Source organism: Marinobacter sp. M5B, assembly GCF_042604615.1.
Taxonomy (GTDB): Bacteria; Pseudomonadota; Gammaproteobacteria; order Pseudomonadales; family Oleiphilaceae; genus Marinobacter; species Marinobacter salarius.
In genome coordinates, this window is sequence record NZ_CP156894.1 from 541,574 (window position 1) to 564,045 (window position 22,472).

Below are 22,472 nucleotides of genomic sequence, written 5' to 3' on the forward strand. Positions count from 1 at the left end.
TTCACCCAGGCCTTCCGCCCTTCTCGCCCCGGGAAGGGTTGGCTGAATGGATCTCTCTTGCGAGGTATGTATGGCTTCACCGGCTGTTGTGGTTTCCCGCCGAAAACACATCTGGTTTCTGTTGATTGTGGTGCTGGTTACTGCGGTTGCTGTTGGTGGCTGGTGGTTCCAGAGTGACCGTCAGCCGAATCAGAATCTGCTGACGGTGTCGGTACAGCGTGGGGACCTGGAAGACCTGGTGACCGCCACCGGCGTGCTGCAGCCACGGGATTATGTGGATGTGGGCGCCCAGGTGTCCGGCCAGCTCGAAGTGCTTCACGTGCGGATCGGGGATGACGTCAAAGAGGGAGACCTGCTTGCGGAAATTGACCCCACTCTCTATGTCGCACGGGTGGACGCCACTCGCGCCCAGTTGCGCAACCAGAAAGCCCAGTTGATGGAACGCAAGGCCCAACTGACCCTGGCGGAACTGCAGTATCGTCGGCAACAGAACCTGTTGCGGGAAGAGGCCACCAGCCGTGAAGCGGCGCAAACCGCCGAAGCCACCCTGCAGTCCGCGCGGGCTCAGATTGAGGCCATCAGTGCCCAGATTGAACAGACCGAATCCACCCTTCGCGCAGAAGAAGCCAATCTGGAGTACGCACGGATCTATGCCCCAATGGACGGCACCGTGGTGTCCATTGAAGCGCGGCAGGGCCAGACCCTGAACGTGAACCAGCAGGCACCGATATTGATGCGCATTGCCGACCTCTCCGCCATGACCGTGGAAGCCCAGGTGTCGGAAGCGGACATCGGCAAACTGACACCCGACATGCCGGTATACTTCACCACTCTGGGTAGTCAGCAACAGCGCTGGGAGAGCCGGCTCGACCGGCTAGAGCCCACCCCGGTGGTGGAGAACAACGTGGTGCTGTACAACGCGGTGTTCGAGGTTCCCAACCCCGAAGGCCGGCTGATGACGCAAATGACCGCCCAGGTGTTTTTCGTCAACGCCGAGGCCAGGGGGGCCTTGCTGGTGCCGGTGACAGCCCTTAACGGGCGGGGCCCGGGTGCCACCGTTCAGGTACTGGGCAGCAATGGGCAGCCGGAGCAGAGGGCAGTAACCGTCGGTGTTACCAACCGGGTGCAGGCGGAGATTGTGGATGGCCTGGAAGAGGGCGACCGGGTTGTCAGCAGCCCGCGCGGTGCTGGCGGTAAAAGCAGCGAAGGTGGCCCGCGCCGGATGCTTGGCATGAGGATGTAGGCATGTCCCAGCCAATGATAGAACTGCGGGATATCACCCGCACCTACTACAACGGCGAAGTGGCGGTGCCGGTCTTGAGGGGCATCAACCTGTCGATTCACCGGGGCGAGTTCGTGGCCATTATGGGGGCGTCGGGTTCTGGCAAGTCCACCCTGATGAACATCCTTGGCTGCCTGGACCGGCCGTCGACTGGCGAGTACCGCTTCGATGGGCGGGACGTGTTCAGCCTGGACAGCGACGGCCTTGCCCGATTGCGTCGGGAATCCTTCGGTTTTGTATTTCAGAGTTACAACCTGCTACCCGGTATTTCCGCCAGTGAAAACGTGGAAATGCCTGCCAGTTACGCCAGCCTCAAGTCCCGCGACCGTCAGGCCAGGGCTGCGAAACTGTTGCAGCGACTGGGGCTTGATGAGCGCATGGGCCACAAGCCCGGCCAGCTGTCCGGTGGCCAGCAGCAGCGAGTGTCCGTTGCCCGTGCATTGATGAATGGCGGCGAGATTATCCTGGCGGACGAGCCGACGGGGGCTCTGGACAGCCACAGTGGTCGGGAGGTTATGGCACTGCTGAAGGAGCTGTCTGCAGAAGGCTATACCGTCATATTGATTACCCACGACAGCAACGTGGCGGAACATGCCCATCGCCAGATCGAGATTGCCGATGGCGAGATCGTCAGCGATCCGGGTAGCGCTGGGTCGCTCTCGGATGCGTCATTGCAACGTCAACCCCTGGCGCACAGGCCGTCCCTCGCCAGGGAGCTCTACCAGGGTGCCCGCACCGCCATCCGCTCAATGACCGGCAACCTGTTCCGTACCGCCCTGACGTTGCTGGGCATCGTGATTGGCGTGGCCTCGGTGATTACCATGCTGGCCATTGGCGACGGTGCCCGGGAATCGGTGGTGGATCGGATCAGCGCCATGGGCAGCAACCTGCTGCTGGTTCGCCCCGGAGCTCCGGGGCAGCGACGGGGTGGCTGGAATATCGCCACCCTGGTGCCTGAGGATGTTCATGCCATCAACACCCTGCCCAATATCACCGCCGCCATTCCGGAACTGACTGGCAGCCAGACCCTGAGATACGACAACGCAGACCACCAGGCGGAAGTGAATGCCACCTCCTGGCAATTCCCGATGGCACGCCAATGGCCGGTGGCTCGGGGTAGTTTCTTTAGTGAAGCGGATGAGGGGGAATACGCGCCAGTAGCGGTGCTGGGCAAGACTGCGTCCGAAGCGCTGTTCGGCGAGGCAGACCCGGTCGGGCGCTATATCCTGATGAACAATGTGCTGTTCCAGGTGATCGGCGTTATGAGTGAACGCGGTGCCTCGCCCATGGGGCAGGACCAGGACGACGTGGTGCTGGTGCCCTACACCACCGGCAGCATGCGGATCTTCGGCCAGCGCCACCTGCGCAACGTCACCATTGCGGTGGACGATACCTCGCTGATGGATGAAGTCCAGGCCCAGGTGCATCAGTTATTGCTGCAGCGCCACGGCGTAGAGGATTTCCAGATTCGCAACATGGCCTCGCTGATCGATACCGTTTCCGAGACTCAGGATACCTTTACCTGGCTACTGGGCTCGGTGGCCGCTATCTCCCTGCTGGTAGGCGGTATCGGCGTGATGAACATCATGCTGGTCAGCGTGACCGAGCGCACCCGGGAGATTGGCATTCGCATGGCTACCGGTGCCCGCGCAAGGCACATCCTGCAGCAATTCCTGCTGGAGGCCCTGGCGGTTTCGGCGCTGGGCGGCGTGATTGGTGTTGGGTTGGGGCTGGGCGCAGCGGCCGTGGTGGCCCATTTTGGAACACCGGTAAGCTATTCGCTGTTGCCGGTATTGCTGGCGTTCGGATGTGCGTTTGGTACCGGCCTGTTGTTCGGTTTCCTGCCGGCGCGCAAGGCCGCGCGGCTGGACCCGGTGGCCGCATTGGCGACGGAATAAGGTGTTGTTGAATGTCGATTGATATCAGAAAGAATTCGTTCCGTGCGCTGGTCCTGGCGGTGGCAGCCGTCACCCTTTCTGGCTGTGCCACGACCTCCCCGATCGACCGGCCCGAGCTGGCGATAGGGGAGGCCTGGAACGCCCCGGAAGTCGTCACCGTAAACACCGTGCCGCCAGACTCGCTCTGGTGGCAGGCCTTTGGTTCGGCGGAGCTGGATCGGTTGATCCTGCAGGCGTTTGAACAGAGCCCGGACCTGGCCGCCATGGCCGAGCGGGTGTTCCAGGCAGAGCAGCAGGCGCGCATTGCCGGCAGCAGCCTATTGCCCTCGTTGAACCTGAACGGCAGCACCGGCGCCCGGTTGACCGATGGAGAGGGTACATCCCGGCGCAGTGAATCCACCTCCGCCACCCTGAGCGCCAATTACGAGCTGGATGTCTGGGGCAACCTTGCCGCCAGCCGGGAGGAAGCGGAAGCCTCTTTCCGGGCGACGACGTTCGATTACGACACCGTTCGCCTGACCCTAGCCAGCAGCGTAGCCACCACCTGGTTCCAGTTGCTTGCCCTGGAAGAGCAACTGCGGGTGGCACGGGAAAACCTGGATATTGCTGAGCGCACCGAGCAGATCGTGGGCGCCCGTTACCGCAACGGCGCCGCCAGCCGGGCGGAACTGTTGCGCCAGCAGACGGAAGTGCTGAATCAGAGAGCCGGTCTGGTGCCGCTTCAATTGCAGTACCGGCAAACCCGATCCGCGCTCGCTGTCCTGGTGGGTGTCTCGCCCCTGGGGTTCAATATGGATACCGCTGATAAAACACTGCTGGCCATGGTGCTGCCTTCCGTTGATGCCGGCGTGCCATCCGATCTGCTAATCCGGCGGCCGGACCTGGCCAGGGACGAGGCCCGGCTGCAGGCGGCGGATGCCAATGTGGAACAGGCCCGCACCGCCTTTCTGCCGTCGGTCTCCCTTGGGCTCAGTGCCGGTGCCAGCAGCGCTGACTTGCTGACCCTGGTAAACCCGGTGGAAACCGCCGGCTGGACAATGTCGCTGGCCCAGACCCTGTTTGACGGCGGGCGCCTCGACGCCCAGCAAGCGATTAGCGAATCCCAGCGGCTGGAACTGGTGGAAAGCTACCGCAGTGCCATACTCATCGCGCTTCAGGAAACCGACGACGCCCTGGACCGCGTGCAGACCAGCCAACACCGGGAAGAACTACAGCAAACCATCAACGAACGTGCCGCCCGCACCCTGGAGCTGACCGAACTGCGTTACCGGGAAGGCAGCGATGAACTAATGACCCTGCTGGATGCCCAGCGCACCCTGTTCCAGACCCGTGACCAACTGGTGCAACTGAGGCTGGCCAGGCTGGTGGCAACGGTGGATCTGTATAAGGCGTTGGGGGGTGGCTGGAAGGGTAGGTATCGGAATGAGGTGGCTCTGGACTCGCATTAGACGGAGGAACCCATGAAGCAGGGAATAATCCTGCCAACCATGATGAGCCCCATTGTTAGTCGGATATCCCTTTTTTGTGGGTACTCCTACCGCCACATACGCGGGAGCACGTCGGGTTGGCTCGCACTTCTTCTGTGCCAGACCACCATAAAAATGTGTCCCAAGATTATGGCGAGCAACACCCATCCGAGCCAGCTGTGAAGCAGATCTCCCGGAGCGACCATTCAGGGGGTCTCGTCTCCCTCAAACCCTGAGAAAAGCGGAATGCCGAATGGCTCGAAGGATTTTCCGGAGCCATATTGCCGAAGCAGAGCCAGTCCGGGAACAATAACCAGGAGCATATACAGTGCAATGTGACCGGCCTTTGCAGCCGCGTTTACGGATTGTGGCCGACGAGAGACGTTCATCAATGCCCATAGGACGCGGACGAAAATCAGCACGAAAAGCAGGAGACCAAGCGGTTTATGGGTAGCCCAGAAGAATTCCTCGACAGCAGTATCGCCCAGAAGAAAGTGCGCCCCTGCGCTGAGGAATTGCCAGAGGATTAGAAGCGCCATGCCCCAGTGAAGAACTCTACTTACACGTCCGTAACGATCAGTGTCGTCAGCCATTGTCATCAGTGATCTCCTTTAATCCTGCAAACAAGGCTATCGCAACGCCGATGGTTGTCAAATACGCCCGTCTTAATCTCACCTTGGAGGTTTGATGCATGCTAACCTCCTATGTTCCGAAACCCAAAGAACGCAGGTTCTCACCAAAGCCGACAGGCAACCAACATGTGAGACAAAAAAGCCCCTAAAAAAGCCCCTACAAGAGGGGCAGAAGGTCAAAACGATAACGCCGTGCGGAGCGTTGCAGGGCCGGGTCCCGGCCCTGCTGCCCGGTCAGAACTTCACGCGCAGACCGGTGGTTACGATGGTGATGTCCTCGTATTCCGGGTTGTAGCAGGTTCTTCCGGAAGTGGTGCACCATTCGGCGCGCTCGAAGCTGTGTATCTTGGCGCCACCGTAGACGTCGAACATGTCCGTGGGGCTCCAGACGTAGCCAACCCCGATCACGGAACCTTTCTCGTCTTCCTTGTTGCGGTCGCGGTTCTCACCGTAGTGAATGTCGAACGCGTGCTGGCGATTCGGGCGATAGCCCAGTTTGACGTAGCGGAACTGTCCCAGTTCCGAGTTCGTTGCATCAAACGTGTCCGTTGCCTCCTCTTCCGTCAGTTCCTGGGCCCGGTTAACCGCTGCTAAAGACAGGTTCAGGCCGGTATTGCTGTGAAAGTACGAGACCGAACCACCGTAGATGTTGACGTCTTCTCCGTCTGAGCCACCCGGGTCCTCATTGTTCTGGGTCGCACGGGAATAGCCCACGCCGACCAGCATGCGGCCGCCCGGCACCCGGAGGCCGGATTTGACACCTACCTGCAGAACGGAGTTGTGCCCATCGTCACCATCGTGGCCGGCACTGACCGACACCGTGGCAGGGCCGATGCGGGGGCTGTCGTAGCGAATCCGGTTGTGCCGCCCTTCAAAATTGTAGTCACGAATACTGCCGGAAATGGACGACTCGTTCTGCGCGGGATTCGCCAGGTCGAACGGCTCATTGCCCGTGAAATTGCCGCTGCCGTCAAAGGTGCGCTTGAAAGAGGACGATTTCAGTTCGTAACGGAGGCTGCCACCGATCAGGTTCGGGTTACGAAAACTGATGACGCCTGTACCGGAATAATCCCGGCGTCCGGCATTGTAGGCTGCACCCTCGCCCAGGCCGAGGGTCACCTTGCCGTAGGGTGTATCCACAAACGCATCGGTAATGCGCTCATCCACTTCCGGCCCTGTGTTCTTGGCATCCGGGTCCACGTCGTTCGAGGCGTTGGAAAACACGCCCACTTCGATGAGCGCTCCGGCTGTCCAGCCGTCAAACAACCGTTGAGTACCGCCGATGTTGAAGCGCGTCGGGCTGTTGCGGTTATCCACATGGTAGAACTCGGTGTCCGAACCCACGCCCAGGTTGTTCGCGCTGTAGCCATCCTTGGCGTACATGACAGCGCGGTTTACCTGGCCGCCGACCTCGACTTCCAGCGCAGATACGGGGAGTGCCGTCAGGCCAACTACGCCAGCCGCCAGCATCGATTTGAAAAACCTCATATTGCCTCCGGTTTCTTGTTTTGTAAGGTTTCGTCCGCAGAGTTCACCTGTTTGTATTCGGCCAATTCGAGACGTGTCTTTGTTATCAGTCTGGTCTCATGGCGCTTTCCACGCTTACTTTATCGGCTACTATTGATACCTATGTAAATTGAAAACATTAGATAGGTATATGCGTTTTCTGCATGTAATTTGGAGAAGCCATTGAATATCAAAAAGTTGAAGTGCTTTCGCGCTGTGGTGATTCACGGCTCCCTGGTGGCGGCCGCCAATGTGATGAACCTGAGCCAGCCTGCGACCAGCCGATTGATCTCCACGCTGGAGGACGAACTGAAGTTGAAACTGTTCAAGCGGGAGAAGCGGCGCCTGGTGCTGACGCCGGAAGGCAAGGAGTTTTACCGGGAAACCGAGAAGATCCTGTCGAACCTGGATGATCTGCCCCGCATCGTGCAGGAGATCAAGGCGGGGGGGACCCGGACTCTGCGGATTGTGGCGTTGGCCAGGCTGGCGAACAGTCTGGTGTCGCCGGCATTGGCGCGATTCGTGAAGGAGCACCCGGACCAGCGCTTTAGTGTGGATGTGCGAGGGCATCGGGACATCGAGCAATGGGTGGCCGGTCGCCACTACGACATTGCCGTGGCGTTGACCAAGCCCTGCAATCACCCCTCCGTTATTCAACGGCCCTTTTTTGACACCGACGCGATGGTGATGATTCCTCGCGGGCATCCCCTGGAAGCTCTGGAATCCGTTTCCCCGGCCCAGATGGCGGAGCACGACATCATTGCCCTGGCGCCCGGGTTACGTCCCCGTTTCCAGATGGAGGAAATCTTCAACGCGGCCGGCGTCGCCCTCGATTGCAAGATCGAAACCACGTCCAGCGTGCTGGCGTGCCAGATGGTGGTGGAGGGGCTGGGGGTCACGATCATTGATCGGCTGGCTGCGCTGGCAGTGGACCAGTCACGGTTTTGCCTGCGCCCATTAAGCCCTAACTACCGGTTGCAGTTTGTGTTGCTGTTTCCGCCGGGTTTTGAAGAAACGCCGGCCACCACCAGCCTGGTGCGATGTCTTCAGGAAGAGGTGGCTTCCGCGTTGGGGGAGCACGCCACGATGACGGGCACCGCATAACCCGGGTGTTTATAGATGCATTAATTGCATAGAAATATGACTTATATTCAATTTTAAAATCAATTCGGCCTGCCTAGACTGATTTCCAATCCCTGATCTGGATGCGAACCAAACAACCATCAGGTGCTCCAATAATTACAACAGGAGGAGATATGAGGATCCGGCCCCCGGTGCCCATCGGTCACTGCCTTATTGGCTTGCTAGCCCTTTGCGTACTGCCTTTTCATGCCAGCGCTGGCCCGAAAGACGACACCCTGGTGGTGGCGCTTTCCAAGCCGCTGACAACGGTTGACCGGCTGTATTCCATTCAGCGCGAAGGGTTGATCCTTTCCCGGCTGACCGACGACGGCCTGTTCTTCGTGGACCCGGACACCCTCGAGTTTGTCCCTCTCGCGGCGTCCTCCTATGAATGGGTGTCAGACACCGAACTAGACGTCACTGTTCGTGACGACGTGGTGTTTCACGATGGCAGCTCGCTGACGGCGGAAGACGTTGTCTACACCTTCGAATGGGTGATCAACGAAGACTCGGACACCAGCCGTGGGCCGGTGATCCGTAGCTGGCTTGAAAGCGTCGAAAAGCTGGCCCCCGGGAAGGTTCGTTTTAACCTGAAGCTGCCTTACCCCATGGCGTTGCGCGATATGGCGATCAGCATACCGTTGCGCAAGCAGGGTACCTACGATGAGGCAGGGGACGAGACGGACGAGCAGCCGTTAAACGGGATCGGTCCGTACAAAGTGACGGCCTTCAGTGCTGGCCGCGAAATTGTCCTTGAGCGTTTCGAGGACTATTACCAGGCCAGTCCAAAGGCGAATCCGGCCATAGAGAACATGGTGTTTCGGGTCATCCCGGACCAGGGTACGCAACAGGCGGAACTGCTCAGTGGCGGTATCGATATCATGATGGACGTGCCGCCGGATGTGGCCGACAACGTCAGCCACCTGCCGGGCGTCAAACGCCTGGAGGGCAATGATATCCGCATCGGCTATATCACCCTGGATGCCGCCGGCTATGTCGACCCGGACTCACCGTTTACCAAGCTCAAGGTGCGCAAGGCCATCAATCACTCCATCAATCGTGAGGAAATCACCAAATACCTGATGCGTGGCAGTGCCGAGGTGGTTCATTTCGCCTGCCACCCACGCCAGTTCGGGTGCAATGCGGATGGCCCGCGTTATCCCTACAACCCTGAGAAGGCAAAACAACTGCTGGTCGAAGCCGGTTACCCGGACGGGTTCTCCTTCAAGCTGTGGGCCTACCGGGAAAAGATCATTGCGGAGGCCGTGGTCAGCAACCTGAAGGCCATTGGCCTGGATGTAGACCTGCGGTTCGTCAAGCTGAACGTGTTTTCCAAGGTTCGCAACAGCAAGGATATGCAGGCGTTCTTCGCCTCCTACGGCAGTGGCGGCACGGCGGACGCGTCTGCCTCTACCGGGGTTCATTTCGCGGCCAATTCCGCCCGTAATTACAGCGGTGACGAAGCGCTTGCGGAGACCGTGATCGCGGCGGAACAGACCATCGATGCCGAGGAGCGCAAGCGCCTGTATCGGCAGGCCCTTAACCGCATTGCGGAGCAGGCCTACTGGGCGCCGATGTTTTCCTACAGCCAGAACTTCCTATTAACACCCGAGCTGGAATTCTCCGTGCCCAAGGACGGCGTTCCCCGGTTCTGGCAAGCCAGTTGGAGGCAGTAATCATGTTGAACTATGTGCTGCGCAGAGGGTTCATGGCACTGCTGGTGGCCCTGACGGTGTCCTTCGGAACCTTTGCGTTGTTCCATTTCGCCACCGATCCGGCCCAGACCATTGCTGGCGAGGACGCGCCCCAGGAAATGGTGGATGAGATCCGCGAGCAATACGGTTTCGATCGCCCGGTGCTGGTGCAATACGGCGACTGGCTGGGCGGCGTGCTGCAGGGGGATTTCGGCAGGAGCTATTTCTGGAAGCAGCAGGTGGTTGAGCTGATCCAGGAACACGCCAAGGTCACCATCCTGCTCGCGCTGTCGGCCCTGATGGTGACGGTGGTGATTGCGCTGCCGCTGGGCATCAGTGCCGCCCTCAAACCCAACAGCTGGGTGGATCGCCTCGCATTATCAACGGCGGTATCGGCCCAGGCCATACCCAATTTCTGGCTCGGGCTGATGTTCATCATCCTGTTTGCCGTCACCTTTCCGATCTTCCCGGTGTCCGGTGACGCCACCTGGAAACACTATGTGCTGCCGTCACTGGTGCTGGGTGCCAGTTCGGTGCCCGCTGTGATGCGGCTGACACGGACCGGACTGCTGGATGTGCTGTCGTCGGATTACATCCGAACTGCTCGCGCCAAGGGGTTCATGGGCTATCGCTTGATCCTGCAGCAGGCCATGCGCAACGCCTTGCTCCCCATCGTCAGCGTGTTGGCGGTGCAGCTTGGCCACAAGCTGGGTGGTTCGGTGGTGACCGAATCGGTGTTCAGCATGAACGGCCTGGGCCGGCTGGCAGTGGAGTCCATCTTTAACTCGGATATCCCTACGGTGCAGTCGCTGATCCTGATATTCGTGTTGACCTTTGTATTGCTCACGCTGGCCGCTGACCTGATCAACGCCTGGCTCGACCCTCGTATCCGGATGGGGTGAATGATGACCACAGGACAAGCACTCGGCGATGCCAACATCGCCACCGTTGAAACACCGTCCGAGCTCGAGGAGGGCGGCCTGGGGCTGAGCCCCACCATGGCCGCCCTGAAGCGGGCCCGCAAACATCACGGCCTGAAGATCGGTTTTGGCATTCTGCTGGTGATGGCCGTTTTCGCGTTGTTCGCGCCCTGGCTGGCACCGCACGACCCGTACATGCAGAACCTGTCCCTGCGCATGCTGCCTCCGGTATGGAACGAGGGTGGAAACTGGGAGTACCTGCTGGGTACCGATCACCTGGGGCGGGATTACCTCAGTCGCCTTATTCACGGTGCCCGCATCTCGATGACCATCGGTCTGGGTGCTGCATCCATCGGTGCGGTGATTGGTGTCACCCTGGGGCTGATTGCCGGCTATTTCGGTGGCTGGATCGATCAGGCCGTCAACTTCCTGGTGACCTGCCAACTGGCCGTACCCAGCCTGCTGCTGATCATGGCGCTGGTATTTGTTATCGGCCAGTCGGTCACTGTGGTGATCTTTGTGATCGGCGCCACCCACTGGGTGTTCTACCTGGTGGTCACGCGCTCCGCCACGCTGCGGCTGCGGGAACTGGATTTCGTCGCCGCCGCCAACGCCATGGGCTGCAGCAAGTTCCAGATTGCGGTGCGCGAAGTGCTGCCGAACCTGGTGAACCAGATCATGGTGATTTTTACCCTGGAAGTGGCCGTGGCCATCCTCAATGAGGCCACCCTGTCGTTCCTTGGCCTGGGCATTCCGTCGCCGCTTCCCTCCTGGGGCCTGATGATCGCCGAAGGCAAGACCGCCATGTTCTTCCAGCCCTGGCTGGTGATCCTGCCCGGTATCGCCCTGTTTATCCTCGTGATTGCCATCAACCTGCTGGGGGATGGGGTCCGCGATGTCACCGTTACCAACCGGAGGAACTGATATGACCACGGCATCCATCCTGGATATCCAGGACCTGTCCGTCGAGATTCCCACAGACTCCGCCACCTTGAAAGCGGTGAGGGGTATCAGCCTGGACCTCAAGCGCGGCGAGACTCTGGGCATTGTCGGCGAATCCGGTTCCGGCAAGTCCATGACCGCGCTGGCGATCATGAATTTGCTGCCGCCTTCCGCCAGGCGCGCTGCCGCCTGCATCAACTTTGATGGCAGCGACCTGACCCATTCCGGTGAACGGGAACTGGCCACCAAGGTGCGCGGCCAGCGCATTGGCATGATCTTCCAGGAACCCATGACCAGCCTGAACCCGGTGTACTCCATCGGACGCCAACTGACTGAAACCATGACCCTGCACCGCAATGTGTCCAGGGCCGAGGCCGAGCAACGTGCCATTTACCTTTTGGAGAAAGTGGGCCTGCCTGACCCGGCCAGTCGGTTGAAGCAATACCCCCACGAGCTCTCGGGTGGCCAGCGCCAGCGGGTGATGATCGCCATGGCGCTAATGAATGAGCCGGAATTGCTGATTGCCGACGAGCCCACCACCGCACTGGATGTGACCATCCAGGCACAGATCCTGTACCTGTTGCAGGATCTGCAGAAAGAACTGGGCATGTCGATGATCCTGATCACCCATGACCTGGGTGTGGTCTCCCGTTCAGCCGACAAGATCGCGGTGATGTACGCCGGCGACATTGTGGAAACCGGCACCGCGGAAGAGGTGCTCAAGAATCCCCAGCATCCCTATACCCAGGGCCTGCTGGAGTGTGTGCCGGGTTATCGCGGCAACGATGCCCACCGGTTGGGCTCGATTCCGGGCATTGTCCCCTCCATGACCGGCACCATTAGGGGATGCGCCTTTGCCTCCCGCTGCCCGAGAGCCGTGGACGCCTGCAAGACTGACCTGCCACCGAGAAAGCAGTTGGGGCCAGGCCGAACCTACGTCTGCCACGATCCTGAGGCAACGAGGAACCAGGACACGTTCAGTGCGGAAGAAGCCGCCAACGAAGTGCCGGTGGAGCTTCCGAAAACGCCGGGTGACACGGTGCTGACGGTCGACAGCGTGAGCTGTACCTTCTCGGTACGTCGTGGGTTGTTCGGCAAGCGCAAGTCATTGAAAGCACTCGATAGTATCAGCCTGGATATCCGCAAGGGCGAGGTACTGGCGCTGGTCGGTGAATCCGGATGTGGCAAGACCACCCTGTCGCGAACCATCATGGGGCTGCAGCAACCGGATACCGGTTCCGTCAGCCTGGGCCAGCACGAGATCAGTACCCTGCCGGCCGGGCAGCGAGCTCGTATGATCCAGCCGATCTTCCAGGACCCGTATTCGTCACTGAATCCCCGCAAGACCATTGGCGACATTATCGGGCGACCCCTGGTGGTCAACCGTATGGGTACCAAAGCCGAACAGCTCGCCAAGGTCCACAAAATGATGGAGCACGTGGGCCTGCCACGGCGCGTGTTCAACAGCTACCCGGACCAGCTGTCCGGTGGGCAGCGCCAGCGGGCGGCGATTGGCCGCGCCCTGATCATGGACCCGGAGATCGTCATCTGTGACGAGCCCACGTCCGCACTGGACGTGTCGGTGCAGGCACAGATCCTGAACCTGCTGCTCGATTTGCGGGATGAACTGGACCTGACGTACCTGTTCGTCACCCACGACCTCTCTGTTGTTCAGCACATGGCCGACCGGGTGGCGGTGATGTACCTCGGGGAGATCGTGGAGTGCGGGGAACGTAGCCAGGTGTTGTCCAATCCCAAGCATCCGTACACCAGCGCGTTGCTGGACTCCGCGCTCAGCATCTCACCGGACCTGAGCGTGCCAGCGCCCGGTTTGTCCGGCGAGTTTCCGAACCCGATGAACCGGCCATCCGGCTGCCCGTTCCATCCCCGCTGTCCTGTCGCGGAACAGCAGTGCCGGGAAGAGGTTCCCAAACCGGAAATCATCGATACCACCTTTGTGAAATGCTGGAAGGCACGGACTTTCAGCCATCAGGCAAAGCATCCATAAACAACAATAGGAAGGAATTTGCGCCATGAAGATGATCGCCATTTTTTTAGCCGCGCTTTTCTCGCTGCTGGCGGGCTGTCAGGCAGTCACAACCGAACCTGTCGCCTATTCGGAAGACAGTGAATCCGACCTTTTTGACCCGGAAACCTTCGAGCGCTACAGCTCGATCGTGGTCGAGGCCGGCACCCCGGAAAAGCCGGTGGACATGCGGCTGTGGTACACACGCCCGGACGAACTGACCGCCGATACGCCGGTGATGATGGTAATGCACGGCGGCCGCCGTGATGCCGATGTGTACCGGGATTACTGGGGCGCCTACGCCAATGAATACGATGTGCTGATTATGGCCCCGGAAATATCGGACGACGACTTCCCGACCGGCTGGGGCTACCAGACCGGTAACTGGGTCACGCCGGATTCGTCCTCGGTGGACGAAACCAAGGGGCAGAGGAACCCGCCAGAGCAGTCCTCTTTCGCCGCTCTGGAGCGGGCGTTCGACAAGCTGCGGGACGCCTTCGCGCTGGAGGCCACCGAATACGACATCTGGGGCCACGGCAGCGGTGCCCAGTTTGTCACCCGCATGGTGATGCTCTACCCGCAGGCCCGGATTGGCACCGCCGTGGCCGCCAACTCCGGCACCTACACCTTCCCGGACTGGACCCTGCCGTTGCGCTACGGGCTCAAGAATACCGGTGTTGAGGAAGACGATCTCAAGCCCTCCTATGCGCATCACCTCGTCGTTATGCTCGGCACTGCCGACAACGACCCCTCCCACCGCCTGCTCAGCAAGCTGGATATCGCCATCGCCCAGGGTGCCCACCGCCTGGAGAAGGGCAAGAACTTCTACGCCGCGAACAAGGCCAAGGCGGAAGAACTGGGTACGGAATTCAACTGGGAACTGGAAACCGTCTACGGCATCGGCCACAGCGGCCAGAAGATGTCGGTAGCCGGCGCCCGATACCTGCTGGCGGGTGAGAAGGAACGGGCACTGTTCCCGTTGGACAACGAGTCCGACCGTGGAGAAAGCGGTGAACCGCGGGAAAAGAACGAGTTACTCCAGGGCTCCGGAGCGGAAGACGACCCGTTTGCGGACATGGACTGATTGATCCAGGACACGCTACACAGAGTGAGTTCCCACATGAACGATGCACGCAGTACACAAGGCGCGGCTCCGCGATTCGGGGTCAATCTGGACCACGGTTGGGTCAGCTTTCTGGAAAGTGGCGACGGTGAACCGGTGCTCTTCCTTCATGGCCTCAACGGCAATGCGTCCAGTTGGCAGGACCAGTTCAGTGAGCTGGCGCCGGACATGAAAATGGTCGCCTGGGATGCGCCCGGCTATGGCAAATCGGACGCCGCTGGCAATACGGTCGAGGCGCTCGCCCGCGTGGCGAGCGCGTTTGCAAAACGGGTATGGCCAGGGCCCATCAACGTGGTTGGCCATTCCATGGGGGGGCTGGTGGCCATGAAAATGGCGGTGCTTGAACCGCAACTGATCAAGCGGCTGGTGCTGTCCTGCACCCATCCCGGGCATGGTCTGGGGCAGAGTGGTGGCGCCAACGAGCGCTATCGGCGCCGGCTTGAAGAGCTCCGGGACCTTCCGCCGGAGGTCTACGGTGAGCGGCGGGCAAAAGGCATGCTGCCTGCGGGCACCGACGAGCGTATTTTCCGGAAAGTGGCGCGAGTTGCTGCGGAATCCCGCTCAGAAGGCGTTGCCAACGCCGCCTGGGCGATACAGACCGAAGACCTGCAACCCGAGTTGACCAGAATCCAGGCGCCCACGCTGGTCATTACCTGCGATGAGGACAAGGTGGCGCCACTGACCAAGGCTCAGCCGCTACTGGACCGGATACCGGATGTGCGGCATGTGGAACTGGCCGGCTTGGGGCACGCGCCCTATATGGAGGATGCACGTTGGTATAACACGGTGTTAAAGGAGTTCCTGATCGCGGGGGCATAGGGGGTTGCCTCCCAGTCGTTGTTCCAGAATCAGCTAACCTGTCGAGACACCGGGCTTGAAATTCCGGTGTCGCGATAGAACATGACCATGGATACATCGGCTGAACCAGGAGAGCAAATGGAATACATAAGCCCCATCAGCAGCGCCGTCATGGCGGTTATCTGGATCGTCTATTTTCAGTTGTTCCTGATCCAGTATCAGCGCAATAACCGCCCCTATATGGTTATTCACCATGCCCAGAACGAGAACCCGGACGCCCTGTGTCTGCTGGTGAATATGGGCAAGGAAACCATCCATGTGCAGTGTGTGCAGGTGGTGCTGCAAACCCGTAGCGGTGAAGAGAGAACCCTGACCGTTACCGAGTATCGCCGGGTTGGGGCAGACGACAGCAATGTACACCAGGTACTGCGGCAGGGGCCGTTGCAGCCCGGCGGGTACCTGGTGTTGGGTTCGTTTCGCAACATTATCCTGGGCCGCCGAAGTGACGATAGCGACAGTGACAGCGACTACCTGTTCGAGGATGTTACTGCTGTAGAAATTCGGGCCGCAGTGGTTCACGGCCCCAGCCGCTATGCCGTGGGTGTACGCCGGCGTTTCTGGCTAAGACATGACGGTGCATCGGAAATTTTCCCCCGCGATATCCACAGTGAACAGCTCAACCGCAGGCGTCACCGGCATGAAGTGCGCCGCTGGCTGGAAACGGAGCTGTGCCCTCAATAGCCTTGGTCTGTTTGGGCAAGAATACGGCGAGAGGGGCAGTGTCACTGAGTGTTTCTCGCCTTTTGCCGTTTGAGAAAGTCCACTTTCCATTGCTCCATGCCAAAGTACTCGGTGCCAATGTTGGCCTCTACCCGATGCTTGGCCTTGATCGCCGCGACCTGTTCGTGGCGCTCATCAAGAAAACTGTCGAAGCGTGGCAGAAAATCCCCATGCCTGATCGTTGAAAGCCGGTAGGAGCTTCGGGTATGCGGGAGGTTGGGGTCGAACACGAGAACGCCCGGTCTTACCCGAACATTGTTGATGTGGTGCAGGGCGACCACCACGTTGTAGTAAGCGCCGTCGCTGTTCTTCAGCAACGCCTGGTGAATCATTTCGGGCAGGCTGTCGCTGGGCACCGGAAGTATCTGTGAGGCTTCGATCTTTTCCTCGTATCCCCGGGCCGTCCAGCCATCGACAAGGCCGATGCGTTTGAGGTGGTCCCCATCCAGGCCGAGTCGCCGCGGAGACACCAGAACGCCGTCAACATATTCCACGACGGGGCGGCTGTAGCTGATCCTGTCCTCAGTTTTTGCCGAACGGGCCCAGTCGGGATGATCCGGGTACTTGAAGTCCACCTCGCCTTCAACGAGGGCCGGCATCAATTCATCGACCGGCAAGGGTTTATAGATGAAGGTTACACCGGCATGTTCGGCGAAAAGGTCCAGTAGTTCACGGGCGAAGCCATTGTATTGGCCTTGTTCGTCAACCCCGTAATGGGGCAGGAAGTTTCCCTGTTCTACTCCAACCACGTATGTCTGCGCAGTTGCCTGGGCGGTCAAGGCAAACAGCAGGCAGGCGGCGAATATCTGTTTCACTGATGGCTCCCTCTAGTTAGTCGTTGTTGGATGAGCTGTATAGCGCCCGAATCTTTTCTTCATTAAGTCAGTCTTCACGGTCGAGCCGGAACGCTTTCATTTGAGCTTCAAGCTTTTCCGCCATCGCACGTAATTCTTCGATTTCACGGCTGGCTGTGGTCATGTCCTCACTCGAACGTGCGCTGAGATGAGAGATGTCCTGAACGTTTGAGCTGATCTCCTCGGTGACGGAGCTCTGTTCTTCGGTTGCTGCAGCCACCTGGTGGCTCATCTCTACAATCCGGTCCACGTTCTCGCCGATTCCATCCAGGGCTTTGCCCATGCTGGCGGAAGTGCTGACGGTTTCTTCGGTGGCTTTCTCGCTTGTGGCCATCGTCTCGACCGCACGCTCGGAGCCCTCCTGCAAACGCTCGATAATGGTTCGAATTTGCTTGGTAGATGATTGCGTCTTCTGTGCAAGGCTGCGAACTTCGTCAGCAACCACCGAGAACCCGCGCCCATGTTCACCAGCACGTGCTGCTTCGATCGCTGCGTTCAAAGCCAGTAGATTGGTTTGATCGGATATGGCATTGATCACTTCGATCACCTGGCCAATATCCCGCGCTTCGGTAGCCAACTGCTGGATCGCCGAGGCCGATTCGCGGATGTTATTCGCCATTCCCTCGACCTGGGCGATGGAACGCGACATGCCTTCACGAATGTCACTGGCGCTGTTGCCGACCTGCTCCAGCTGGTTTGCCGTTTCCGTGGCGCTTTTGGCAATCTCCTGAACCGTGGCTTCCATCTCGCACACCGCCGTGGCGACGGAGTCCGTCAGGCTGCTTTGTTCCTTGGCCCGGTCGGTGTTGGCCGTCATCACGGTGGAGGTTTGATCGACAAAGGCCTTGAGCCGGATTGCCGTCTCCAAAAGACCCCGAACCATCTCTCGTTGTGCCCCGACAAACTGGTTAAACCCGGTCGCCAATTGGCCCAGCTCGTCTTTGCGTTCAACCGCCAGTTCCTGGGTGAGATCGCCGCCACCCTTGGCAATTTCGGTCAACGCCCGAGTGATTTTCGTCAGTGGCTTCGTCATGCGAGTGGCGACCAAAGCTATGATGCCGAGGAAAACAAGAGCCACGAGGACGCCGACGAGCAAGGAGGTCTGGTTGGCCCGGCTGGCTTCGCCGTAGATCTCGGTAGACGGAACCTCTACAACGACACGCCAGTCTGTGATCGACAGAGGCAAGCTGGCGGCGATGAAGCGACGGCCATCACGATCAAACTCGGTCAGATGGTATGTCGGGTCTTTCAACAGTTCGGCGGCGGCCGTTGGAGAAATAACCTTCGATAGGGGCTGATCTGTTTGCTGCAGGTCAGGATGAATGTTGACCTGGCCGGTTTCAGACACCAGGTAAACGATACCGGTTTCACCAAAGCGGAATTCCCTGATTCGCTCCGCCATCTGATCAAGCCCGATTCCGACGCCGGTTACTGCGATAGCCTCGCCGCCATCCTCCATGCGGGCATTGATGAAGAGGGTAGGTTTACCCGTTGCTTTGTCCACGTCCAGCGATAGCTCCATGGTCTCGCCGCTTTCCAGGAAATTATAGAACCAGCGGTCCGCCTGGGGAGTCACCACCCTGTCGATGCCCTGATGGGTGTAGTAGTTGCCAGTATTTACCGACACGAAATGGGCGGAGGCGGCTTCCTGGCTGCGCCTGACTCCCTCCAGATATCGGGTGGCGGGGTCGAGCCCCTGCTGTGGTTCGTTGTCACCGATCCACTCTTTGAGGTAGCTGTTCCCCGCAATCAGCCGTGACGCTGTAATAGGCGCCTGGAGGTCGCGCTCAACGGAGTTTGCTATCGCTTCCAGACTGGATGGCAGGGCGGAGTTGAGCAGGTATCGATCAAGAAGCCCTCGCATCTGGACGATATTAAGGGAAACCAACAGCAACGTGCTGGCAAGCAGTGCTGCCCCCATTCCGATGATTAGCTTTAGGCGAATGCTCATGGATACTCCAGTGCGATGGCTTCAGTGGTTAATGGGGCAATCCACTTTTCAAAGGCGATTCACGGATGAGGTGATCGCCTCAATGCCAGCCTTGGCTATCCGCACATCCTGATCGGGTTTGACGCCGGAGACTCCCACGCTTCCGGCCACCTGATCGTCCAGGATCACCGGCACGCCGCCGGCGAGAAGCCCCTGGAGCGGTGCTGAAAGAAAAGCATTTCGCCCATTGTTGATCATGTCTTCGAAAATCTGTGTCTCTTTTCGGCCCATGGCGGCGCTACGGGCCTTTTCCATGGCGACATGCGCGGTGAATGGCGCCGTTGCGTCCAGCCGACGCAGCCCCAGGACATGGCCGCCATCGTCCGCTACCGCGATGGTTACCGGCCAGCCGTTGGCGTCGGCCTCTTTCTGAGCCGCGTCGAGAATCAGATTGACGTCTGTTAAGCCTAGCACTGGTTTTGTTTTCATCGAGTTATCCTTGGTTTATCGCTGGGAAACATGGCCGTTCGGCCCTCAATCACCCAGATATTCAAAGTGAGTCCGGCCTCATTTCCGTGCTCTTGGAGCTTTCAGGGCACTCAGAGCTATCGGGCACCGGGTTTGGGATTTTGGGAAGAATAAGGTTCAGCGCGATGGCGGTAATGGCCCCGGGGATCAAACCGGATTCGATCATCGCTTGCAGGTTTTCGGACAGGTTGGCATAGAGCCCTTCTTGCGCTGGCAAACCCACTGCGATGGTCAGAGAGGTGCCAATGATCAGCATGTTGCGCTTGTCGAACGGCACCTGGCTGAGCATCTTAATGCCGGCACTGGCGATCATGCCGAACATCAGCAGTACCGCACCGCCGAGCACCGCGTTGGGAATACTGGAAACGAGACCGCCGAGCTTTGGCAACAGGCCGGCCAACACCAGGAATCCGCCGCCAATCGCCACCACATAGCGGCTAACGACGCCCGTTAATGCAACCATGCCTACGTTCTGGCTGAAACTGATCTGGGGGAACGCATTGAAAACAGCGGCAAACACGCTCGCGATGCCATCGGCCATGACACCGCCGGAGAGCTCCTTCTTGGTGGGTTCACGGTTCAGCCCGCCCGCTGTAGTACCCACTATATCGCCGATGGATTCGGCCACGGTGACCAGCGACAGCACCACCACGGGGATGATGGCGGCCATATGGAACTCGATACCAATGCCCAGTGGGGTGGGGAACGTCACCCAGTCGGCATCGCCCACCTTGGAGAAATCGACATAGCCAAAAGCCGCGGCAGCAACGAAGCCAACCAGCAAGCCGGCCAGTGGGGCAACTTCACTCCAGATACCTCGGCCGAACTGATGAAGTCCCACGGTTACGACGAGAACAAGCGAGGCCAGTCCGATGTGATGGGGGGCGCCGAAATCCGACACGCCGAAACCACCACCGGCGTAGGCAAGACCAACGGGCATCAACAGAATGCCCAGCATCACGACAAAGGTTCCAGTCACCACTGGCGGGAACAAAAACCGGAACCAGGGAAGAAACAACCCCATTAGCGCCATCGCGACGCCACCGCACAACGCCGCTCCAAGGGCGGCGGGCAACCCCATGCCGATGGCTATGGGAATCAGGACCGGTACGAATCCGAAGCTGGTCCCCATAACAATAGGAAGGCGAGCACCGATGGGCCCCAGGCCCAGGGACTGCAACAGAGTAGCGATGCCTGCGACAAACATCGCGGCCTGAACCATAAAAGCCGTCTGATCGGGAGGCAGGTCCGCCGCCCCGGCGATGATGATTGGCACGGTCACGTTGCTAACGAACATCGCCAGAACATGTTGAATGCCCAGCGGTATCGCGCGGCGCAAGGGCGGCATGGAATTAACGTCGCGGGTGCTATAACGGTCACCTGGACCGGTATCTGGCCGTTCGGATGTACTTGTTGTCATGAGTCTCTCCTAGGTGTTGTTTTTGTAGGAATGCCTGACTGTTGACTACCAATAGCTCTACAAAGATTTTCTAAATAGCTCTCCTTAGTTGGCGGGCTGCTTCATCATGGCGTGCCATCAACGCGTCAAGATCGACGTCGCAGGGCAGGCCGCCGGTCACTCTCCAGCGCCCGGCGACCATGACCCGGTCAGCGCGTTGTGCACCACACAGCAGCAACGCCGCCAGTGGATTCTCCGCGCCTGAGAAACGCGGCTCATCAAGTTTGAACAGCGCCAGGTCAGCCTGCTGGCCTGGCTCCAGTCCACCGATATCGGTTCGTCCCAGGCAACGGGCCGAGCCTTGCGTTGCCCAGCGGATGACGGCTTCGTGTGTTACCTGGCTCGGCGAGTAACGCAGGCGGCCCAGAAGCAGTGCCTGACGCATTTCCGAGGCAAGGTTCGAGTGGTCGCTCGATGCTGATCCATCGACCGCCAATCCGACCGGTGAGCCCGCCGCTTCGAGTTCCAGGGTCCGGCACAGCCCTGAGCCCAGAACCATGTTTGACGAGGGACAGTGAGCGATGCCCGTGCCTGCACGGCCAAGGCGCTGAATCTCGTCGTCATTGAAATGAATGCCATGGGCCAGCCACGTGCGATCGGTGAGCCAGCCACTGTCCTCGAGATAATCCAGCGGGCGCATGCCAAACAGCTTCTGGCAGTAAGCGGTCTCATCTTCGGTTTCGGCAAGATGGGTGTGGAGGCGAACGTCGTTGTTCTCTGCAAGCCGCGCGCTCTCGCGCATCAATTCCCGGCTGACTGAAAACGGTGAACAAGGCGCCAGGGCGATGGTGGTCATGGCCCCTTCAGCACGCTGGTGGTAACGGTCGATAAGACGCTGGCTGTCATCGACAATGGTTTGCTCGTCCTGCACCACGGTCTGTGGCGGCAGACCGCCATCGTCGCGCCCGACGCTCATGGACCCGCGAGTCAGTGCCGCACGAACGCCAAGGCGCTGGGCGGTTTCGACCTGGCAGTCAATCGCGTTTACCAAGGCACCGGAAAAGACGTAATGATGGTCCGCTACGGTGGTGCATCCCGACATCAGCAGCTCGACCATCGCCAACTCGCTGGCCAGGGCCATCTGGCTGTCGTTGAGATTGGCCCAGACATCGTAAAGCGTGGTCAGCCAGGGAAATAACTCTTTATTGAGCGCGGGGGAATAGGCTCGGGTCAGGGTTTGGTAGAAGTGATGGTGGGTATTTACCAAGCCGGGTAACAGGACATGCCCGGAAGCATCGAAGGTCTCGTTAACGGGCTGGTGAGGTTGTTGCCCCCCGGCCACTTTTTCCACAATTCTTGTTCCCGTGACGACAATACCGCCGGCTGCGCCTGGGTCAGAGCAGGCAAGCGGATTGCGAATCCATAATCTGTGGTCTGTTTCGGTCATTTCTACAGCTCTTTGTTGTATACATTATGACCGATAACTTCGTACAAATATGTATTACTTGTCAATAAAAATTGTGAGCAAATTGAACTTTTAATGACAGGGTATTTGCCGGGCCAGCGCTCAAG

General features: G+C 59.4%; 17 protein-coding genes and 2 pseudogenes. 12 read left to right on the top strand and 7 right to left on the bottom strand.

What is annotated here, in order from left to right:
* The first annotated feature begins 70 nt into the window (after nt 1-70).
* The 3 genes from AAGD24_RS02475 to AAGD24_RS02485 are packed head-to-tail and all read left to right on the top strand — an operon-like array spanning nt 71 to nt 4,628.
* Nucleotides 71-1,243 (top strand): efflux RND transporter periplasmic adaptor subunit, encoded by a 1,173-nt coding sequence (locus tag AAGD24_RS02475; RefSeq protein ID WP_228210312.1) that lies wholly within the window; start codon nt 71-73, stop codon nt 1,241-1,243.
* Nucleotides 1,244-1,245: 2 nt separating this feature from the next.
* Entirely contained in the window at nt 1,246-3,180 is a 1,935-nt protein-coding gene (locus tag AAGD24_RS02480) for a MacB family efflux pump subunit (RefSeq protein WP_228210313.1), read from the top strand.
* 11 nt (nt 3,181-3,191) lie between these two features.
* On the top strand, nt 3,192-4,628 hold the full coding sequence (locus AAGD24_RS02485) for an efflux transporter outer membrane subunit (protein WP_228210314.1): 1,437 nt from the start codon (nt 3,192-3,194) through the stop codon (nt 4,626-4,628).
* Nucleotides 4,629-4,714: 86 nt separating this feature from the next.
* Here the strand turns inward: AAGD24_RS02485 and AAGD24_RS02490 are convergent.
* Both AAGD24_RS02490 and AAGD24_RS02495 read right to left on the bottom strand, forming a co-directional pair.
* Nucleotides 4,715-5,245, bottom strand: a pseudogene (locus AAGD24_RS02490) (cytochrome b).
* Nucleotides 5,246-5,512: 267 nt separating this feature from the next.
* Nucleotides 5,513-6,766, bottom strand: coding sequence for a porin (locus AAGD24_RS02495; protein WP_228210316.1), 1,254 nt, complete (start codon nt 6,764-6,766; stop codon nt 5,513-5,515).
* 201 nt (nt 6,767-6,967) lie between these two features.
* Here AAGD24_RS02495 and AAGD24_RS02500 point away from each other — a divergent pair, with 201 nt between their 5' ends.
* From AAGD24_RS02500 to AAGD24_RS02540, 9 genes and pseudogenes are all read left to right on the top strand, one after another.
* Nucleotides 6,968-7,888 (top strand): LysR family transcriptional regulator, encoded by a 921-nt coding sequence (locus AAGD24_RS02500; RefSeq protein ID WP_228210317.1) that lies wholly within the window; start codon nt 6,968-6,970, stop codon nt 7,886-7,888.
* Between the two features lie 152 nt (nt 7,889-8,040).
* Nucleotides 8,041-9,582 (top strand): ABC transporter substrate-binding protein, encoded by a 1,542-nt coding sequence (locus AAGD24_RS02505; protein WP_305937524.1) that lies wholly within the window; start codon nt 8,041-8,043, stop codon nt 9,580-9,582.
* Between the two features lie 2 nt (nt 9,583-9,584).
* Nucleotides 9,585-10,502, top strand: coding sequence for an ABC transporter permease (locus AAGD24_RS02510; RefSeq protein ID WP_305937523.1), 918 nt, complete (start codon nt 9,585-9,587; stop codon nt 10,500-10,502).
* On the top strand, nt 10,503-11,444 hold the full coding sequence (locus tag AAGD24_RS02515; RefSeq protein ID WP_305937522.1) for an ABC transporter permease: 942 nt from the start codon (nt 10,503-10,505) through the stop codon (nt 11,442-11,444).
* Nucleotide 11,445: 1 nt separating this feature from the next.
* Nucleotides 11,446-12,372 (top strand): annotated as a pseudogene (locus AAGD24_RS02520) (ABC transporter ATP-binding protein); the annotation flags it as partial.
* A gap of 99 nt (nt 12,373-12,471) precedes the next feature.
* Nucleotides 12,472-13,470 (top strand): oligopeptide/dipeptide ABC transporter ATP-binding protein, encoded by a 999-nt coding sequence (locus AAGD24_RS02525; protein ID WP_369810917.1) that lies wholly within the window; start codon nt 12,472-12,474, stop codon nt 13,468-13,470.
* A 25-nt stretch (nt 13,471-13,495) separates the two neighbouring features.
* The gene (locus AAGD24_RS02530; protein ID WP_379866407.1) at nt 13,496-14,572 is read left to right on the top strand and encodes a hypothetical protein; all 1,077 of its coding nucleotides are present in this window, start codon (nt 13,496-13,498) and stop codon (nt 14,570-14,572) included.
* Between the two features lie 36 nt (nt 14,573-14,608).
* Entirely contained in the window at nt 14,609-15,430 is an 822-nt protein-coding gene (locus tag AAGD24_RS02535; RefSeq protein ID WP_379866409.1) for an alpha/beta fold hydrolase, read from the top strand.
* A 117-nt stretch (nt 15,431-15,547) separates the two neighbouring features.
* Entirely contained in the window at nt 15,548-16,150 is a 603-nt protein-coding gene (locus tag AAGD24_RS02540) for a hypothetical protein (RefSeq protein WP_036202760.1), read from the top strand.
* A 41-nt stretch (nt 16,151-16,191) separates the two neighbouring features.
* Here the strand turns inward: AAGD24_RS02540 and AAGD24_RS02545 are convergent, their stop codons facing one another.
* The 5 genes from AAGD24_RS02545 to AAGD24_RS02565 all read right to left on the bottom strand — a co-directional run bounded on the left by AAGD24_RS02545 (nt 16,192) and on the right by AAGD24_RS02565 (nt 22,347).
* The gene (locus tag AAGD24_RS02545) at nt 16,192-17,004 is read right to left on the bottom strand and encodes a substrate-binding periplasmic protein (RefSeq protein ID WP_379866411.1); all 813 of its coding nucleotides are present in this window, start codon (nt 17,002-17,004) and stop codon (nt 16,192-16,194) included.
* A 67-nt stretch (nt 17,005-17,071) separates the two neighbouring features.
* Nucleotides 17,072-18,994 (bottom strand): methyl-accepting chemotaxis protein, encoded by a 1,923-nt coding sequence (locus AAGD24_RS02550; RefSeq protein WP_228210326.1) that lies wholly within the window; start codon nt 18,992-18,994, stop codon nt 17,072-17,074.
* 48 nt (nt 18,995-19,042) lie between these two features.
* Nucleotides 19,043-19,462: a heme-binding protein gene (locus tag AAGD24_RS02555; protein ID WP_041334451.1), complete on the bottom strand. Its 420-nt coding sequence runs from the start codon at nt 19,460-19,462 to the stop codon at nt 19,043-19,045.
* Between the two features lie 61 nt (nt 19,463-19,523).
* A complete protein-coding gene (locus AAGD24_RS02560) occupies nt 19,524-20,921 on the bottom strand; it encodes a uracil-xanthine permease family protein (RefSeq protein WP_085681763.1) in 1,398 nt (465 codons plus the stop codon).
* 70 nt (nt 20,922-20,991) lie between these two features.
* Nucleotides 20,992-22,347: an 8-oxoguanine deaminase gene (locus AAGD24_RS02565; RefSeq protein ID WP_136632873.1), complete on the bottom strand. Its 1,356-nt coding sequence runs from the start codon at nt 22,345-22,347 to the stop codon at nt 20,992-20,994.
* Nucleotides 22,348-22,472: the final 125 nt, after the last annotated feature.